The following is a 14925-nucleotide window of genomic DNA, read 5'->3' on the forward strand; positions in this document are numbered from 1 at the left end:
GGGGGGGGGGGTGGTGGTGTCTTCGCCCCGGTCCGGGGGGGGGGGGGGGCCGGGGCGGGGGGGGGGGGGGCCCCCCCGCCGGGGCCCGCGGGGGGGGGGGGGGGGGGCGGGGCCGCCCCCCCCCCCCCCCCCCCCACCCCACGTCGACCAGCAGGCCGCGCACCCGGGTGGGAATGCCGTCGGCCCGTGCGACGGCCTCCAGGACGGCGAGCCGCTGGCTGCACGAGCCACGGCCGCGGCGCAGCACTTCGGACACGGGCCTCTCGTCCTGTACCGAGTACACCGGGCGCACCGCCCCGGTGACGGCCCGATGGGCCCGCCGCAGGGTCGCCAGCTGCCCGGCGGGCCGCGTCCAGGCGCCCTGGCCGTCCGGCGCGGCGCCGATGGTGCCCATCAGCGCCGTGACGCGAGGGTGCCGCCAGTCCAGGATGCGGGTGGGCGCGGTGCTCCCGGGCAGTCCGCGCCGGTGGGAGCGGAGCCCGGGAGCACTCGTCGGCCCGGCATGAGAAGCGAGCTCGTCATGGCGGCCGTCCTTTTCGGCCGGCGGGCGACTGCCGGCGGGCACACCCTCCCAGATGTTTTGAACGCGTTCAACTTCCCACGAGGGAGCTCGTTGGCCGCGCCTCACTCACTCTGGCTGCCCCCAACGGTCCTCCCTGCCCGTCGCGCGCCCCTGCCCGCGTCAGCGCCTGCGGCCGCGCCCCGCCCAGCCGCCTCCGACGCCCGCGACGTGCAGGGCGAGCAGCATGAGACCGATCAGCATGACATTGGTCGAGGCGAAGACCTCGTTGGTCGAGATGTCCGCCGCGTTGATGAGGAAGGCGATGAAGAACAGGACCGCCGCGATGATGCCCAGCACGATGTGCCTCCTTGAGAGGGACGTAACACGGAAATGACGGGGTCAGGGCCATGTCGGCCGCCGGTGGTGCGTGCAACGCGTATGCCCCCGGGCGGCCCCCGCACGCACCCCGGGGCACGCGAGTAAACGGCGGCGGGTATGTGCCCCGTACAGTGGAACGACGGTCTCTCCGGCCCCTCGCACCACCCCGCACGGGAGCACTCATGCACCACCCGTCCGGCAGCCCGGACGACAACGACTCGGGCACTCTGTTCGGGCTCGACGCCCTCGGTCCCGGACCTGCCGCGGCAGAGGAGCGCCCCTCCTCCTTCCGGACCTCCGCCGCCGCCCGTCGGCTGCTGCCGGTACGGGAGATCCACGCTGAGCCCGCGGCGGCCGCGTCCCCGCGCGGACGGCAGATCATCGCCCGCTTCCCCGAGGCGCGGGTGACGCCGGTCGAGTCCCACTGGCGCATTCCCGGGCTGCACGGCAACGAGGGCAACGTCGAGCGCTGGGTGCGCGTCAAAGGCGGGACGCTGGTGCTGGGCGAGAAGAAATCCCTGGTCACGCGCCCCAACGGCCGCTCGGCCGACTGGATCGCCCCAAGCGCCTCCAACGGGTGCGCGATGGCCTGCGCGTACTGCTACGTACCGCGGCGGAAGGGGTCCGCCAATCCCGTCACCGTCTTCACCAACATCGACCGGATCGTCGCCCACGTCGCCCGGCACGTCGCCCGGCAAGGACCCAAGCCCGAGCCGAACCAGTGCGACCCCATCTGCTGGGTCTACGACATCGGCGAGAACGGCGACTGCTCGGTGGACGCCCTGATCTGCGACAACACCGCGGACCTGGTGCACGCCTTCCGGCAGTGGCCCACCGCCAAGGCGTCCTTCGCCACCAAGTTCGTCAACCCCGACCTGCTCGCCCTCGACCCGCGCGGCCGGACCCGCGTCCGCTTCTCGCTGATGCCGGCGGAGGACTCCAGGCTGCTGGATGTGCGCACCTCACCCGTCGGCGAACGCATCGGTGCCGCGGCGGACTTCCTGGACGCGGGGTACGAGGTGCACTTCAACCTCTCCCCGGTGGTCCTCCGCCCCGGCTGGGAAGCCGCCTGGGCGGAGTTGCTGAGCCACCTCGACGACGTGCTGCCGTCGCGGGTGAAGCGGCAGGCCGCCGCGGAGGTCATCATGCTCACCCACAACCGTGAGCTCCACGAGGTCAACCTCGGCTGGCATCCCCGTGCCGAGGACGTCCTGTGGCGGCCGGACCTCCAGCAGGCGAAGCGCTCCGAGAACGGTGCCCGCAACGTGCGCTACCGCAACGGGATCAAGGGGGGAAGCGGTGCAGACCCTGCGCGACCTGATCGGCCGCCACGCGCCGTGGCTGGACGTGCGGTACGCCTTCTGAACGCCCGGGACGAACCGTGCCGTGCACAGCACCCTGGCGCCCGGCCTGCGCAGCGCGAGCCCCGACGGCCCGTCCCCGCCCGCAGGGCGCGAGGGCGGGGCGCTCCATAGACTCGAAGGACCGGTTCGGTGACGCGGAACCGGCAGCTCGGGTGCCAGGACCTCGTCATCCGGACCCGTGGACTGGGAGACGGCCACCGAGGAGGGCGTGATGTTGCGGCACACCAGACTGGCCGGCGAATCGGCGGACTATCTCGACGCCCGCGAAGAGCTGCGCCTGGCCGAGATCGATCTCATGCGGCACCGCGAGAGGGTCGCGGCCCTGCGGCGGGCGCTCCCGCAGGGACCACAGGTCGACGACTACGTCCTCCTGGAGGGCCCCGCCGACCTCGCCGCCGGCGACACACCGGTCCGCGAGGTCACTCTGAGTGAGCTGTTCACGGCCACGGACCGCCCGCTGATCGTCTACCACTTCATGTACGGCAAGCTGCAGACCGACCCCTGCCCCATGTGCACCCTGTGGATCGACGGCTTCAACGGCGTCGCGCACCACGTCGCACGCAACGCCGACTTCGCCGTCGTCGCTGCCGCCGACCTGCCGGCCCTGCGCCGGCACGCCCGCCACCGCGGCTGGCACCGGCTTCGGCTCCTGAGCGGCGGCGACAGCTCGTTCAAGTACGACCTGGGCAGTGAGGACAAGGACGGCGGGCAGGACTCCACCATCTCGGTCTTCACCCGCGACGGCGCCGGCACGGTCCGCCACTTCTACTCCACGCACCCGCGCATGGCCGACGACATCGATGAGCGCGGCATCGACCTCATGGCGCCCGTCTGGCACATGCTCGACCTGACGCCCAAGGGCCGCGACGACTGGTACCCGGACCTCGACTACTGACCGCCGGCGACCGGCGGCGCACGCCCCAGCCGGCTCACGTCGCGATCCCGGCGTCCGTGCGACATGGGGCGCTCCCGCACGGGCGACGACCTCTGCGCGGTCCCGGGCCGACACAATCGACGGCACGCGGTCGGGGTAAAGCCGCACCGACGGTGTACCCGACGTGGGACGTCGTACCGAGACACGGGCGCACCCTCCCGTGGCGGCCCTCGCACCGGCGCAAGGTCCGCTTCTGCCCGCGCCGCGTGTTCTTGGAGGTCCAGCACGCGTGCAAGCTCTCGATGAATGCGCCGGTGTGCCGTCGCTGCCGGCAGCCCGAGCCACTTCCCGGACTTCGGTCGACGTTCCAGTCACACCTCCGGGAAAGCCGCCGTGCCCAATGCGACCCCGGTACCGGCGAGTTCACCGAGGGATCCATGGCTGTGCTCTCCCAGCCATGGGTCACGCGTTGAGGCGCGCAGGGAGAGCGACCGGGCGTGTGCCGGTTCAGGGGCGGGTGGAGATACCCAGAAGCCGGTGCAGAGAGGTCGTCATGCCGGCGACGAAGGCGTCACGGGTCGTCTCGTCGACACGCTCCAAGGACAGGTACGGGTTGAGGTCCTCCAGCTCGACCAGCAGAAGGTCGCCCTCTTGTGTACGGCAGGCGTCCACGCGCTGGATGCCGTGATCGAGCGTGTTCCAGTCGATGAAGCGGTGGGCGAAGTCGAGATCGGCTTCGGTGGGGTGGTAGGGCTCGAGGACCCAACGCCGGTCGGGGTCGGGAGCGTGAAGCGCGTACTGGAAGGCGTCGTCGATGTAGTAGAACGAGACCTCGTAGCGGAAGTCGATGCGGGGCTGGACCAGGATGCCGGCGTAGGCGAGGCGGTCCAGTTGGTCCCGGGAGACGAAGTCCAGGCCGATGGAGTCCGCCCCTGCCTTCGGCTTGACCACGTACTGGTCGGTCTCAGGCAGCAAGCCGAGGGACTCGGGTCGGTCAATGGTCGGGATGACCGGGTATCCGTCAGCCGTCAGGTCCAGCAGGTACTGCTTGCCGGCCATGTCGGCCCGGCCGGACAGCGGGTTGTAGAGCCGTGTGCCCAGCGCCGCGGCCTTGTCCCGGAAGGCGTCGTACTCCCTCCGGTAGTGCAGCACGGGTCCACTGTTGCGGACCACGACCGCGTCGAAGGCGTCCATGAGGGCTGCGGCGTCCAGCGGATTGCACAATGCGATGCCGAAGTCGTTCCGCAGGCGCGACGACAGGAAGATGTCCTCGTCGCAGTAGCGCCGCCCCTGGGCCTGGTAGGCGAGGTCAGTGACGAACAGAACGCTGGGGCGGCCGGGCACGGGGCATCTCCTGGGTCGGTGGCCACCAGCCTATCCAGCCCACCCGACACCCATCACGGCCCGGGGCGGACCCCACAGCGTGCCCTGGTCTCGGCGAAGGCTCTTCCCGGAGGACCGTGAGATCCGGCTCACACCGCTTAAATACGAATCTCAGATGCAACAATGCTACGGTTCACTCGTGAGGCTGACCAGATACACAGATCTCGCGCTCCGGGCCGTGATGCGGCTGGCCGTGATGGACGGCGACCAGTTGCTCACCACACGCCAGATCGCCGACTCCATGAAGGTGCCCTACACACACATGGCGAAGGCCGTCGCCGAGCTGCAGCACCTGGGTGTGATCGAGGCTCGACGCGGACGCAACGGAGGGCTGTCGCTGACCGAAGCGGGCCGAAACACCGAGGTCGGTCAACTGATCAGGACTCTGGAGGGCGACCGGGAGGTCGTCGTGTGCGAGGGCGACACCCCCTGCCCCCTCGCAGGCTCGTGCCGGCTCCGGCGCGCACTGCGGCAGGCGCAGGAGGCCTTCTACGCCTCACTCGACGACCTGACCGTGGCGGATCTGGTCAAGTCGCCGACGGGACCGGTACTGCTGGCCCTCGGCCGCTCCCCCACCTGACCGGTCGACGGCCGGTCCCCGGCGAGCCTCCGCCACCCCACCCACTCAGCCCTCACCAACCCGGGGTCGCATCCGTGTCCGGCCGCGACTCTAAATGCGAATCTAAGATACTAATTCACGGTACGCGAAACCAGGAGTGTGTCCGATGCTCTCTGCACGGTCGGTCCCCGTCATCCAGACCACGCTTCCCGCCGTGGGAGCCTCTCTGACCAGCATCACGGAGCGGTTCTACCAGCGGTTGTTCGAGGAGCGCCCCGAACTGCTGCGGAATCTGTTCAACCGGACCAACCAGGTCAACGGCTCGCAGCGGGAGGCACTCGCCGGCGCCGTGGCCGCCTTCGCCACCCTGCTCGTCGAACGGCCGGACGAACGGCCGGACGCCATCCTGTCCCGTATCGCCCACAAGCACGTCTCGCTCGGCATCACCGCCGACATGTACCCGCTCGTCGGCCGCCACTTGCTCGCGGCGGTCGCGGAGGTGCTGGGCGGCGCCGTCACGCCGGAGGTCGCCGCCGCGTGGGACGAGGTGTACTGGCTCATGGCCAACGCGCTGATCGCGGCCGAGGCCCGGCTGTACGCCGCGGCTGACGTGGCCGACGGTGACGTGTGGCGGCAGATGATCGTCACCTCACGCATCGAGGAGTCCGCCGACGCCGTCTCGCTCGTCCTGAGCCCCACGGGAGGCCGCCCCACGAGGCCGTTCCGGCCCGGACAGTACGTCAGTGTCCGCGTCGAACTGCCCGACGGCGCACGTCAGATCCGGCAGTACAGCCTCTCCACCGCGCCCGGACGGGACACCTGGCGCATCACCGTGAAGCGGGAGAGGGCCGCCGACGGGACCGTTCCGGACGGAGAGGTCTCCTGCTGGCTGCACCGGTACGCGAAGGAGGGGTACGTGCTGGACGTCTCGCTGCCCTCCGGTGACCTCCTTCTTCCCGAGGCCGGCAGCCCGCTCCTGCTCGCTTCCGCCGGCATCGGCATCACACCCATGCTGTCGATGCTCGACCACCTCGTCCGCACCGCCTCCACCCGCCCCGTCACGGTCGTCCACGCCGACCGCGGGCCCGATCACCACGTCCGCCGTGCCGAGCAGACGGATCTGGCCGGCCGACTGCCCCGTGCGGACGTCCACTTCTGGTACGAGAACGACGCCCACCACGTGACGGGCCCCCAGGTCCACGCCGGCCGGACCGCACTCGACCGCCTGGACATCGCGCGCGACACCACCGCCTATCTCTGCGGCCCGCTGCCGTTCATGCGCGAGGTGCGCGGTCAACTGCTGGCCCGGGGGCTCCACCCGTCCGCCATCCACTACGAGGTCTTCGGCCCCGACTTGTGGCTCAGCAAGTAGACGCAGTGCGCGACGGACGCCGCGCCGGCGCCTGCCCTCGTGTACCGGGTGCTCGGTGCGGCGGCGCCCTGCCCACCCCGCGGCCGCGTGCTGACGCTCTGACAGAGGTACTGAGACGGGCGGCGTGGCGGGAGCCGTGCTCGCCTTCGGAGGCTTCCGGTGACCGATGACGTGACCGACAAGCCGTGACCCACGAGGTGACCGACGACGTGACGGACGACATGACCGATGACGTGACAGACGACGTGACAGACGACGCGCCGCGCGACCCGGACGGCCCGGCCGGCGAACGACCCGACATCCGTGACCGTGCGGATGTCGAAGGACTTGTCGCGGCGTTCTACGGCGAGGTCCTCGAGGACCGCCTGATCGGTCCGCTCTTCACCGAGGTCGCGCGCATCGATGTCGCGCACCACCTCACCCTCATGGCCGACTTCTGGGAGAGCGCCCTGCTCACTCCGGGCGTCTACCGCGGCAACGCCCTGCGCGCACACCGCGAACTGCACGCCGCGAGCCCCCTGCGCGCCGATCACTTCGAACGCTGGCTGCACCTGTGGACAGCGGCCGTCCACCGCCGGTACGAGGGCCCCGTGGCGGAACGCGCCGTCACCAAGGCCCACGCCATCGCCCGCGCCCTGCTCCACAACACGGCGGGCCGCGACGAATCGCCACGGCACCCCGGGCCCGTCCTCCTCCAGATCGGCCGCTCCCCACAAGAGGCGTAGCCGGGCGGCGGGACCGCCGCCGCCCCGATCCGGAGGGTCTCCGAGGGCTGCCACGCACGGGTATCACTCTCTGATTGAGGCGACCCGACGGTAAGTAATTGCTTAATTACCGGACATACACGTAAATTCCCTGCTGTGGCTTTCAGATGTCACGGGCTGACGGGCCAAAAGGTGAGCAGGTACGACCCCGGGCCGCCCGTCCCCCGCCGGGCAGCCGGGCGCGGGCCTCGCACCGCCCATGCGCCCTCTTGGACCGAAACCTGATCGCCGTGGCGCAGCGCATCCCCACCGGACCGCAGCAGTCCTGCGGGCGACGCACGACACCGTCCCTGACCTGCGTAACGAAGGACAACCTCGCCGATGACCGATCGCACGACACCCCGGACCGACATCCGCGGCTTTCGCGCGGGCGACGGACCGCAGGTGGTGGAGGTCTGGCGGCGCAGCGCGCCGGCCGACTCCGTCACCGCGGACCGCTTCCGCTCCCTTGTGCTGCTCGACGCCAACTTCGATCCGGAGGGTCTTCGGATCGCCGTCGAGGGGGACCGTGTCGTCGGTGCGGCCTACGCGGTGCGCCGTCTGACGCCGATGGCCGGCACCGACCTGGAGCCGGAGCAAGGCTGGATCCCGTTCTTCTTCGTCGACCCGGCCGCACGCGGGCGCGGTCTCGGCCGCCGGCTGCTGACCGGCGCACTCGACTGGCTGCACGGCCACGGCCGTATCCGCGTGGACTTCTCCTCGTACACCCCGAACTACGTCCTGCCCGGCCTGGACTCCGAGGCCTACCCCGAAGCGGCCAAGCTCCTGGAGTCCCTGGGCTTTCGCACGCTGTACGAGGCGGAGGCGATGGACCTGGGCCTGGTGGGCTATCGCGTCCCGGAGGATGTCGCCCGCCGCGTGGAGGAACTCAGGGCGCGGGGACACCGGTTCGCCACCCCGTCGGACGACGACCTGGTGGATCTGCTGGCGCTCGCCGGGAGCCACTTCGGTCCGGACTGGGCGTGCACGATCCGGGCGGCGCTGGCCGCGGGTACGCCGCTCGACCGGATCGTCGTCTGCCGGGACCCTTCGGGCCGGATGGCCGGCTGGGCGATGCACGGCGCGTTCGACGCGGTGGACGAGCGGTTCGGCCCGATCGGCGTGCTGGAGGAGATGCGCGGCAGCGGACTCGGCGAGATCCTCCTGCACCTGGTCCTGGAGAGGATGCGGGCGCGCCGCGCGCACTCCGCGTGGTTCCTGTGGACCGGCGCGCAGTCCCCGGCGGGCCACATGTACCGCAAGACCGGCTTCACCACGACCCGCGTGTTCCGTGTGATGCGCCGTGAGGCCGCTCGATGACGCCCGCCCCCCGCAGCGGCGGTCTGAGCCGGCGCCACTTCGCGCTGGCGCTCCCCTCGGCGCTGCTCGCCTCCGGATGCGCCGCACCGCACCAGGGCACCGGGCGGCCCGGCGACCCGATCGTCCTCACCCTTCTCACGCACTACGCGAGCGGGGTGCTCAAGGAGGCCCTGCAGGGCCCGGTCGACGAGTGGAACGCCGGCCACGACCGGGTCAAGGTGCAGACCAAGGCCGTCGAGTTCACCGACCTGCTGACCACGTTCATGGTCCGGCAGGCCGCGGGCCAGGGCACCGACATCCTCCACCCGTACTGCCTGTGGAACGGCCAGCTGGTCCAGGCCGGCGTCCTGCGCGCCGCTCCCCGGGAGCACGCCGAGGAGATCGCACGCGGCTACAGCGAAGCCGCGGTCGACGCCGCCTCGGTGGGCGGCCAGGTCTACGGCTACCCCACCGAGGTACAGACGTACGCGCTCTACTACAACAAGCGGCTGCTGCGCGAAGCCGGTGTCGACGGCCCGCCACGCACCTGGCGGGAGCTGGAGGAGACCGCCTACCGCACCGCCAGACGTGACCGGTACGGCAACACCCTGGTCCAGGGCTTCGGGCTGTCGACCGCTGACGACTCCACCACCGTCGGCCAGACGCTCGCCCTTCTCCACGCCGCCGGCGGCAGGTTCGTCGCCGGGGACGGCAGGAGCACCGCCATCGACTCACCCGCCGGACGGGCCGTGTTCGATCTGGAGCACCGTCTCGTCACCAAGGGTGCGAGCGCCCCCGGCGTCAACGTCTACAAGGCGTTCCGGTCCGGGCAGGTGGCCATGGTGGTCAGCGCCGGCTGGTGGACGGGGAGCCTGAAGACGCTGATGGGCAAGGACTACCGCGACGTCGGTGTCGCGCCGCTGCCTCTCCCCGAGGCGGACGGCAGGCGTGCCACGCTCTCCACCGGTTTCATGCTGGGGGTCAACGCGGCCAGCAAGCACCCGCACGCGGCCTGGGAGTTCCTGCGCTGGCTCAACACCGAGAAAGTGCGCGCCGGGAGCGCCGAGGTGGACGGAGAGGTGACCCGCATGAGCTCCCTGCAGGTGTCGGCGGGCTCCCTGACCGGCCGCGCCGACGACATGCGCACGCTCCTCGGCGCGCACAGCGATCCGAACCTGCGCCCCTTTTTGGACGCGTTGGCGTACGCGGTGCCGGAACCGAACGTGCCTGGCGCCCAACAGGCCAAGTCGCTGCTGCGCAAGAACATCGAGGCGCTGTGGACCGGTCAGCAGTCGGCCGCCCAGGCGCTGCGCACCACCCGGCGTGAGGTCGATCGGGAGGTGTCGCGCGCATGGTGAACGCACTCACGACGGCGACGGCCGAGCGGGTGCCGCCGAGCACGCGCTCCGCCGGGCGAGCCGTCGACGGCCGTGCCCGGACCCGGCGCCACCAGGCGGTCGTCGCCTATCTCTTCCTCGCACCGACGTTGCTGTTCTTCGCCGTGTTCCTGATCCTGCCGCTCGGTTTCGCGCTGCTGCTGTCGCTGTCCCGCTGGTCAGGGTTCGAACTCGGTGGCATCCATCTGGTCGGCACGGACAACTTCGCGGGTCTCTTCACGGACGGATCGGCGTTCCTGGCGCCGATCCTCACCAACACCCTGCTGTTCGCCCTGGGCACCGTGGTCCTTGCGCTCGCCGGCTCCGTGCTGGTCGCCACGTGCATCGACAACCTGCGGTTCCAGGGTCTGTGGCGCACCCTGTACTTCCTGCCGATCGTGACGACCGTCGTCGCCGTCGGCAACGTGTGGAAGTACATGTACGAGCCGGGTGGTCTCGTCAACGGCGTGCTCAACGCCCTCGGGCTCGGCTCGGTGGCGTTCCTCCAGGACCCGGACACCGCGCTGCCGTCGGTCGTGGTCGTGCACGCCTGGGCCTCGGTGGGCTCGGCGATCCTCGTCCTGACGGCCGGGCTGAAGTCCATTCCCGGGTCGTACTACGAGGCCGCGGCGCTCGACGGCGCCGGGCCGGTCACCGTCTTCTGGCGGATCACCCTGCCGCTGCTGCGGCCGTCCCTGCTGCTGGTGTGCGTCACCCAGCTCATCAGCGGCCTGCAGTCGTTCGCGCTGATCACCGTGATGACCAAGGGCGGGCCGGGTGACGCGACCGATGTGGCCGCTCTGGAGATGTACCGGCAGGCCTTCTCGTACGGCCACTGGGGCCCTGCGAGCGCCGCGGCCTTCGTGCTGTTCGTGGTGGTCCTCGCGGTCACCCTGGTGCAGCTGTGGATCTTCCGGCGCAAGGAGGAGGACGTATGATCCGCCGCCGTTTCCCGTGGCTGTCGTACCTGGTGGTCGTGACCGGCGCCGTGCTCACGGTGGTGCCGTTCCTCGACATGGTGATGACGTCGTTCAAGGGGGCCGGTGAGGCCGGCTCGCTGCCGTACCAGTTCCTGCCCAAGGCGTTCGACCTGTCCAACTACCGGGCGGCGATCGAGCAGCTCGACCTGCCGGTGCTCTTCCGCAACAGCGTCGTCGCGACCGCCGTGATCACCGGGTCGGTCCTGGTCACGTCGTCACTCGCCGGCTACGCGCTCGCCAAGCTCCGCTTTCCCGGACGGAACTTGATCTTCCGACTCGTGCTGTCCACGATGATGTTCCCTCCGTTCCTCTTCTTCATCCCGCACTTTTTGATCCTGGTGCACTGGCCGCTTGCGGGCGGCAACGACCTGTTCGGGCGCGGCGGCGCCGGCCTGACCGTGAGCATCGCCGCGCTCGTCATGCCGTTCCTCGTCAACGGCTTCGGGATCTTCCTGATGCGCCAGTTCATGGTCTCGATCCCGGACGAGGTCCTGGAGGCCGCCCGCATCGACGGTGCCGGCGAGTTCTGCGTGTGGTGGCGGATCGTCGTCCCGCAGACCACACCGGTGGTGCTGACGCTCGGTCTGCTGACCTTCGTCAATGCGTGGAACGAGTACATCTGGGCGCTGCTCATCTCGACCGCCAACCCTGACGTGATGACCCTGCCCGTCGGCATCCAGTTCCTTCAGGACTACGTGGATCCGACCCGCACCATGCCGATCCTGATGGCCGGTCTCGTCCTGAGCGTCCTGCCCGTCCTGATCCTCTTTCTGCTGCTGCAGAAGTACTACATCCGCGGTGTGATGCTCAGCGGCCTCAAATGACTGCGTAGCAGGTGGCAATCGCGGCCGCGCGGTCACGCGGTGCCGTGCGCAACCACAGCGGAGCCAGGGCTTCCGCGTCAGTGGCGCGCTGTCACGGCGTCCGGTCGGCGTGTCGTGCGTCCTGCAAGGTCACCTGCCGGCGCAGCCGGCCGTCCGTCGGCCTCCTCGAAGAGACGGCAAGGCACGGCCGGCGATCCCCGCCCTGTTGGTCGACCCGGAGGGGACCGCCGTCGCCTGATGCGGCGCGGGGCCTGCGCCGTCAGCCGGACGGGACGGTGACGGCCCGGGCGTTCCATCCGGAGACACGGACGCGTGGGGTGCGGCCCGGATCGACTGTGCGATGGGAGGCCACCAGAGTCACTGATTCGCCCGGCCACAGGCTGATGTGGTTGTCGCTCCAGCGGATGGGGAGCTGGGGCGTGCTCCCGTCCGCGGAGACCAGGTCGACGTCGGTGAGCAGCACGGGAGCTTTCGTGGTGCCCGGGTGACGGAGGGTCACGGTCGTCGTCGAAGTGCCGGCCCTGGTCACCTTCGTCCCGGCCGTGACGTCCAAGGCGACCTGCGGCATCGAGGTGAGTCCCGTCAGATCGGCGTAGGAGGTGGTCGGGGTGTAGTACCAGTCGGTCTTGGCGTAGTCCAGGACGTCGTTGCGGGTGGAGAGCCAGTAGACGTTGCGGTCCAGTTCCCGGCCGGTGGTGTCGGTGAGCGAGAGTCGGGCGAGGTACGTCTTCGCCAGGCCGGGGACCGTGGCCGGGAGGGTCAGCGAGGTGGTGGTCACGCCGCGGGCCGCCACGTCGACACCGGTCACGGTGCGGTCGTACTTCTCGGTCCCGTCGGGGTTGAAGAGCGTGACCCGGGCGTTCAGCCCTGAGGCGGCGGTGGCGCGGTCGTTGACGATGCTGACCTTGCGGTTGTCGTAGCCGTACTGGACGTGGAGGGGTTCGTTCGCCTTCTTCGCGCCGAAGTAGGCCCCGTTCTGGTCGAGATAGCGGTCGATGAGCTGCCAGTGGAGGGAGGTCCAGCCACTGTTGAGCATCCAGTAGATGACGCCGGTCGCGGGGGCGGTGGTGTCCTTGGCGTTGCGGGAGTACGCCTCGAACTGCGCCCGGACGTTCTCGTACTGCGCCAGCTGGGCCTTGCGCACGTAGTCGCCGAGGTCCTTCGGGCGTCCGTAACGGCCGGCGAGCGCGGCGTTGTACAGCTCGAGCGTGGAGAACGTGGGTGACGGCGAGCGGTGGAACTGGGGAGCGGCGGGCTGCTTCCAGAGCGTCTCCAGCTCGCCCGGGGTCAGCATCCGCCGCAAGGTGTCGAGGGTGGGGATGCTCGGGCCGGCGCTGGTCTCGGAGTTGAAGCCGGTGGCTCCTCCCTCACGCTTGTCGTACCAGTAGCCCGGCGGCACCCAGTCGTAGGGGCCCGTCATCCGCATCCCGGAACGGCCGGTGACGGGTGTCGGCTTCCCGGAGGCGGAGGGAATCACGGGCACCTTCCAGTCGGCCGCCCGCAGCGCCTTCAGGTATCCCGACTCGATCTTTGCGTTGGGCGCGGCGTCGCTGCCGATCAGGAACGAGATCACGCTGGGGTGGTGGCGCAGCCGGGCCGCCTCGGCGGCCATCGACGCCTGGGCCACCGCGTGATCGGCGGCGTCCCACTTCTCCCCGGACTCCGCGGGGTTGACCTCCCCTTCCCACTTGTTGCAGCACTCCCAGCCCGCGATGGTGAGGATCCCGTACCGGTCGGCGAGGTCGAAGAACTCGTCGGGCTCGAGGTGGCCTTCCAGGCGCAGTGTGTTCAGGCCCAGGTCACGGACGTACCGCAGGCGGTCCTCGGCGTAGGTGGGGTCCCAGCGCAGGAACTCGTCGGGGGACCAGCCCGCGCCCTTGATCAGCAGCGGGCGGCCGTTGATGCGGTACTGGCGTGCGCCGTCCGCGTTGATGGGTGCCTGCACGTCGCGGATGCCGAAGGGGGTGTGTGCGGTGTCGGAGGTGACCCCGTCCACCGCCACGGCCAGGTCGAGGTCGTAGAGGGGCTGCCCGCCCATACCGGCGGGCCACCACACGCGTGGCGAGGGCACGTGGAGTCCGGGGTGGTCGGCCGGGGAGAAGACCACGGTCCGGCTCTCCCCTGGTGCCAGCGTCACCCGCCTGCTGAGCTGCGCGGGGCCGGCCGTGCCGGACAGGAGCACGGTGACGGTGCCGGGTGAGTCGTTGCGCAGGCGGGCCTTGACGGTCAGGTCGGCTGAGGCCAGCGACGGCACGGCCAGGTCGGTGACGACATGGGCGTCACGGAGCACCACCGGGCCGGTGCGGCGGACGACGACGTCGCGGACGATGCCCATGTTCCGGTCGGGTGGCGGCTGCAGCCAGTCGAGCCAGCCCACGGTGAGGTGCTTGCGCGGGTCGTTCGGCTGGACGCGGAAGGCGACCGTGTTGGTGCCCGGCCTGATCAGGTCGGTGATGTCCAGCTCGTGCCGGGTGTAGGTGCCCGCGACCTTCTTCGCCGTCGAGATCCGACGGCCGTTGACGTAGACGTCGGCGGCGGAGGTCACCCCGCTGAAGTCGAGATGGGTTCGACCGGTCCGGCCGTCGTCGACCGAGAAGTCGGAGCGGTACCACCACGGGACCGTGAAGTCGGCGGCCGGGATCAGCTTCTGGTTCGTGGAGTGGAACGGGTCGGGGTGGACGCCGGCCGCCAGCAAGGCGGCGAGCACGGTGGAGCGGGGGCCGGCCTGGTACCAGCCCTTCGTCGGATAGCCGGGGCTGGACACCTCGGCCGCCGGGTCCTTGACCCGGGCGGTCGACTGGATCATGAACCCTGCCAGCGCCCTGGCGGAGTCGTCGCCGACGGAGACCGCTGCGGCGGCGGGTGCGCCGTACGCCGGCCGGGCGGTGGAACCGACCGGGGTGAGGGCGGGGGCAAGGACGACGAGCAGGCCGAGGAGCGAGGCGACGACGGCCCGGCCGGTCCAGGACTCGCGGTGTGACGGGCCACCGGCCGGGATGCACGGGAACGGGTGACCAGGGCGGCACGGCGACACCCGGTCCAGCTGTGGAGGCATGCCGTACAGCATGGTGCCGGGGCTTCGGCGGCCGGCGTTCCACATGCCGGGCGTCGCCCGATCGCAGCAACCGGGGAGGGCGGTGAGGAGCAATGCCTGCGTCCTCGCGTGGCCTGAACGCCCGCCGCGAGCGCCGGTGCCGTCATCGAGGTGGCGCCGCGGCCCTGGTGTCGGAGTTCTCCGAGAAGTCGAGCTCGTCTCCTGGCCGGACCTGCG

12 protein-coding genes and 1 pseudogene are annotated in these 14925 nt (G+C 70.6%); 9 read left to right on the forward strand and 4 right to left on the reverse strand.

The features are described 5' to 3' along the window. Together ACGF8A_RS12890 and ACGF8A_RS12895 are read right to left on the reverse strand one after the other, a co-directional pair. Window positions 1-394 (reverse strand): transglutaminase domain-containing protein (locus ACGF8A_RS12890; protein WP_393107656.1); only part of this gene is annotated, 394 nt, incomplete at its 3' end. Between the two features lie 288 nt (window positions 395-682). Beyond that, window positions 683-859: a hypothetical protein gene (locus ACGF8A_RS12895; protein ID WP_393107238.1), complete on the reverse strand. Its 177-nt coding sequence runs from the start codon at window positions 857-859 to the stop codon at window positions 683-685. A 203-nt stretch (window positions 860-1062) separates the two neighbouring features. Between ACGF8A_RS12895 and ACGF8A_RS12900 the strand changes: the two are divergent. Continuing rightward, window positions 1063-2245, forward strand: a pseudogene (locus ACGF8A_RS12900) (spore photoproduct lyase family protein). Between the two features lie 177 nt (window positions 2246-2422). Further along, the gene (locus ACGF8A_RS12905; protein WP_393107240.1) at window positions 2423-3139 is read left to right on the forward strand and encodes a DUF899 family protein; all 717 of its coding nucleotides are present in this window, start codon (window positions 2423-2425) and stop codon (window positions 3137-3139) included. A gap of 486 nt (window positions 3140-3625) precedes the next feature. Here ACGF8A_RS12905 and ACGF8A_RS12910 read toward each other — a convergent pair whose 3' ends face one another. Continuing rightward, window positions 3626-4462 (reverse strand): hypothetical protein, encoded by an 837-nt coding sequence (locus tag ACGF8A_RS12910; RefSeq protein ID WP_393107242.1) that lies wholly within the window; start codon window positions 4460-4462, stop codon window positions 3626-3628. Between the two features lie 178 nt (window positions 4463-4640). Here ACGF8A_RS12910 and ACGF8A_RS12915 point away from each other — a divergent pair, with 178 nt between their 5' ends. The 7 genes from ACGF8A_RS12915 (at window position 4641) to ACGF8A_RS12945 (ending at window position 11654) form a co-directional block, all read left to right on the forward strand. Further along, window positions 4641-5081, forward strand: coding sequence for an RrF2 family transcriptional regulator (locus ACGF8A_RS12915; RefSeq protein ID WP_393107245.1), 441 nt, complete (start codon window positions 4641-4643; stop codon window positions 5079-5081). 145 nt (window positions 5082-5226) lie between these two features. Then, window positions 5227-6432: a globin domain-containing protein gene (locus ACGF8A_RS12920; RefSeq protein WP_393107247.1), complete on the forward strand. Its 1206-nt coding sequence runs from the start codon at window positions 5227-5229 to the stop codon at window positions 6430-6432. Between the two features lie 185 nt (window positions 6433-6617). Then, window positions 6618-7157: a group III truncated hemoglobin gene (locus ACGF8A_RS12925; protein ID WP_393107249.1), complete on the forward strand. Its 540-nt coding sequence runs from the start codon at window positions 6618-6620 to the stop codon at window positions 7155-7157. 360 nt (window positions 7158-7517) lie between these two features. Beyond that, a complete protein-coding gene (locus ACGF8A_RS12930; protein ID WP_393107251.1) occupies window positions 7518-8495 on the forward strand; it encodes a GNAT family N-acetyltransferase in 978 nt (325 codons plus the stop codon). Next, entirely contained in the window at window positions 8492-9832 is a 1341-nt protein-coding gene (locus tag ACGF8A_RS12935; RefSeq protein WP_393107253.1) for an ABC transporter substrate-binding protein, read from the forward strand. The genes ACGF8A_RS12930 and ACGF8A_RS12935 overlap by 4 nt, the downstream gene beginning before the upstream one ends. Next, window positions 9826-10788 (forward strand): carbohydrate ABC transporter permease, encoded by a 963-nt coding sequence (locus tag ACGF8A_RS12940; protein WP_393107255.1) that lies wholly within the window; start codon window positions 9826-9828, stop codon window positions 10786-10788. The genes ACGF8A_RS12935 and ACGF8A_RS12940 overlap by 7 nt, the downstream gene beginning before the upstream one ends. Continuing rightward, window positions 10785-11654 (forward strand): carbohydrate ABC transporter permease, encoded by an 870-nt coding sequence (locus tag ACGF8A_RS12945; RefSeq protein WP_393107257.1) that lies wholly within the window; start codon window positions 10785-10787, stop codon window positions 11652-11654. Before ACGF8A_RS12940 ends, ACGF8A_RS12945 begins: the two co-directional genes overlap by 4 nt. 259 nt (window positions 11655-11913) lie before the next feature. Here ACGF8A_RS12945 and ACGF8A_RS12950 read toward each other — a convergent pair whose 3' ends face one another. Further along, window positions 11914-14709 (reverse strand): sugar-binding domain-containing protein, encoded by a 2796-nt coding sequence (locus ACGF8A_RS12950; protein ID WP_393107259.1) that lies wholly within the window; start codon window positions 14707-14709, stop codon window positions 11914-11916. Between the last annotated feature and the right edge of the window lie 216 nt (window positions 14710-14925).

Source organism: Streptomyces sp. NPDC047706, from assembly GCF_043204795.1.
Lineage (GTDB): Bacteria > Actinomycetota > Actinomycetes > Streptomycetales > Streptomycetaceae > Streptomyces.

Coding starts and splice junctions, on each gene's coding strand:
- ACGF8A_RS12935 (WP_393107253.1), top strand. CDS start 8,492: ATGACGCCCGCCCCCCGCAGCGGCGGTCTGAGCCGGCGCCACTTCGCG.
- ACGF8A_RS12940 (WP_393107255.1), top strand. CDS start 9,826: ATGGTGAACGCACTCACGACGGCGACGGCCGAGCGGGTGCCGCCGAGC.
- ACGF8A_RS12930 (WP_393107251.1), top strand. CDS start 7,518: ATGACCGATCGCACGACACCCCGGACCGACATCCGCGGCTTTCGCGCG.
- ACGF8A_RS12945 (WP_393107257.1), top strand. CDS start 10,785: ATGATCCGCCGCCGTTTCCCGTGGCTGTCGTACCTGGTGGTCGTGACC.
- ACGF8A_RS12950 (WP_393107259.1), bottom strand. CDS start 14,709: ATGCCTCCACAGCTGGACCGGGTGTCGCCGTGCCGCCCTGGTCACCCG.
- ACGF8A_RS12920 (WP_393107247.1), top strand. CDS start 5,227: ATGCTCTCTGCACGGTCGGTCCCCGTCATCCAGACCACGCTTCCCGCC.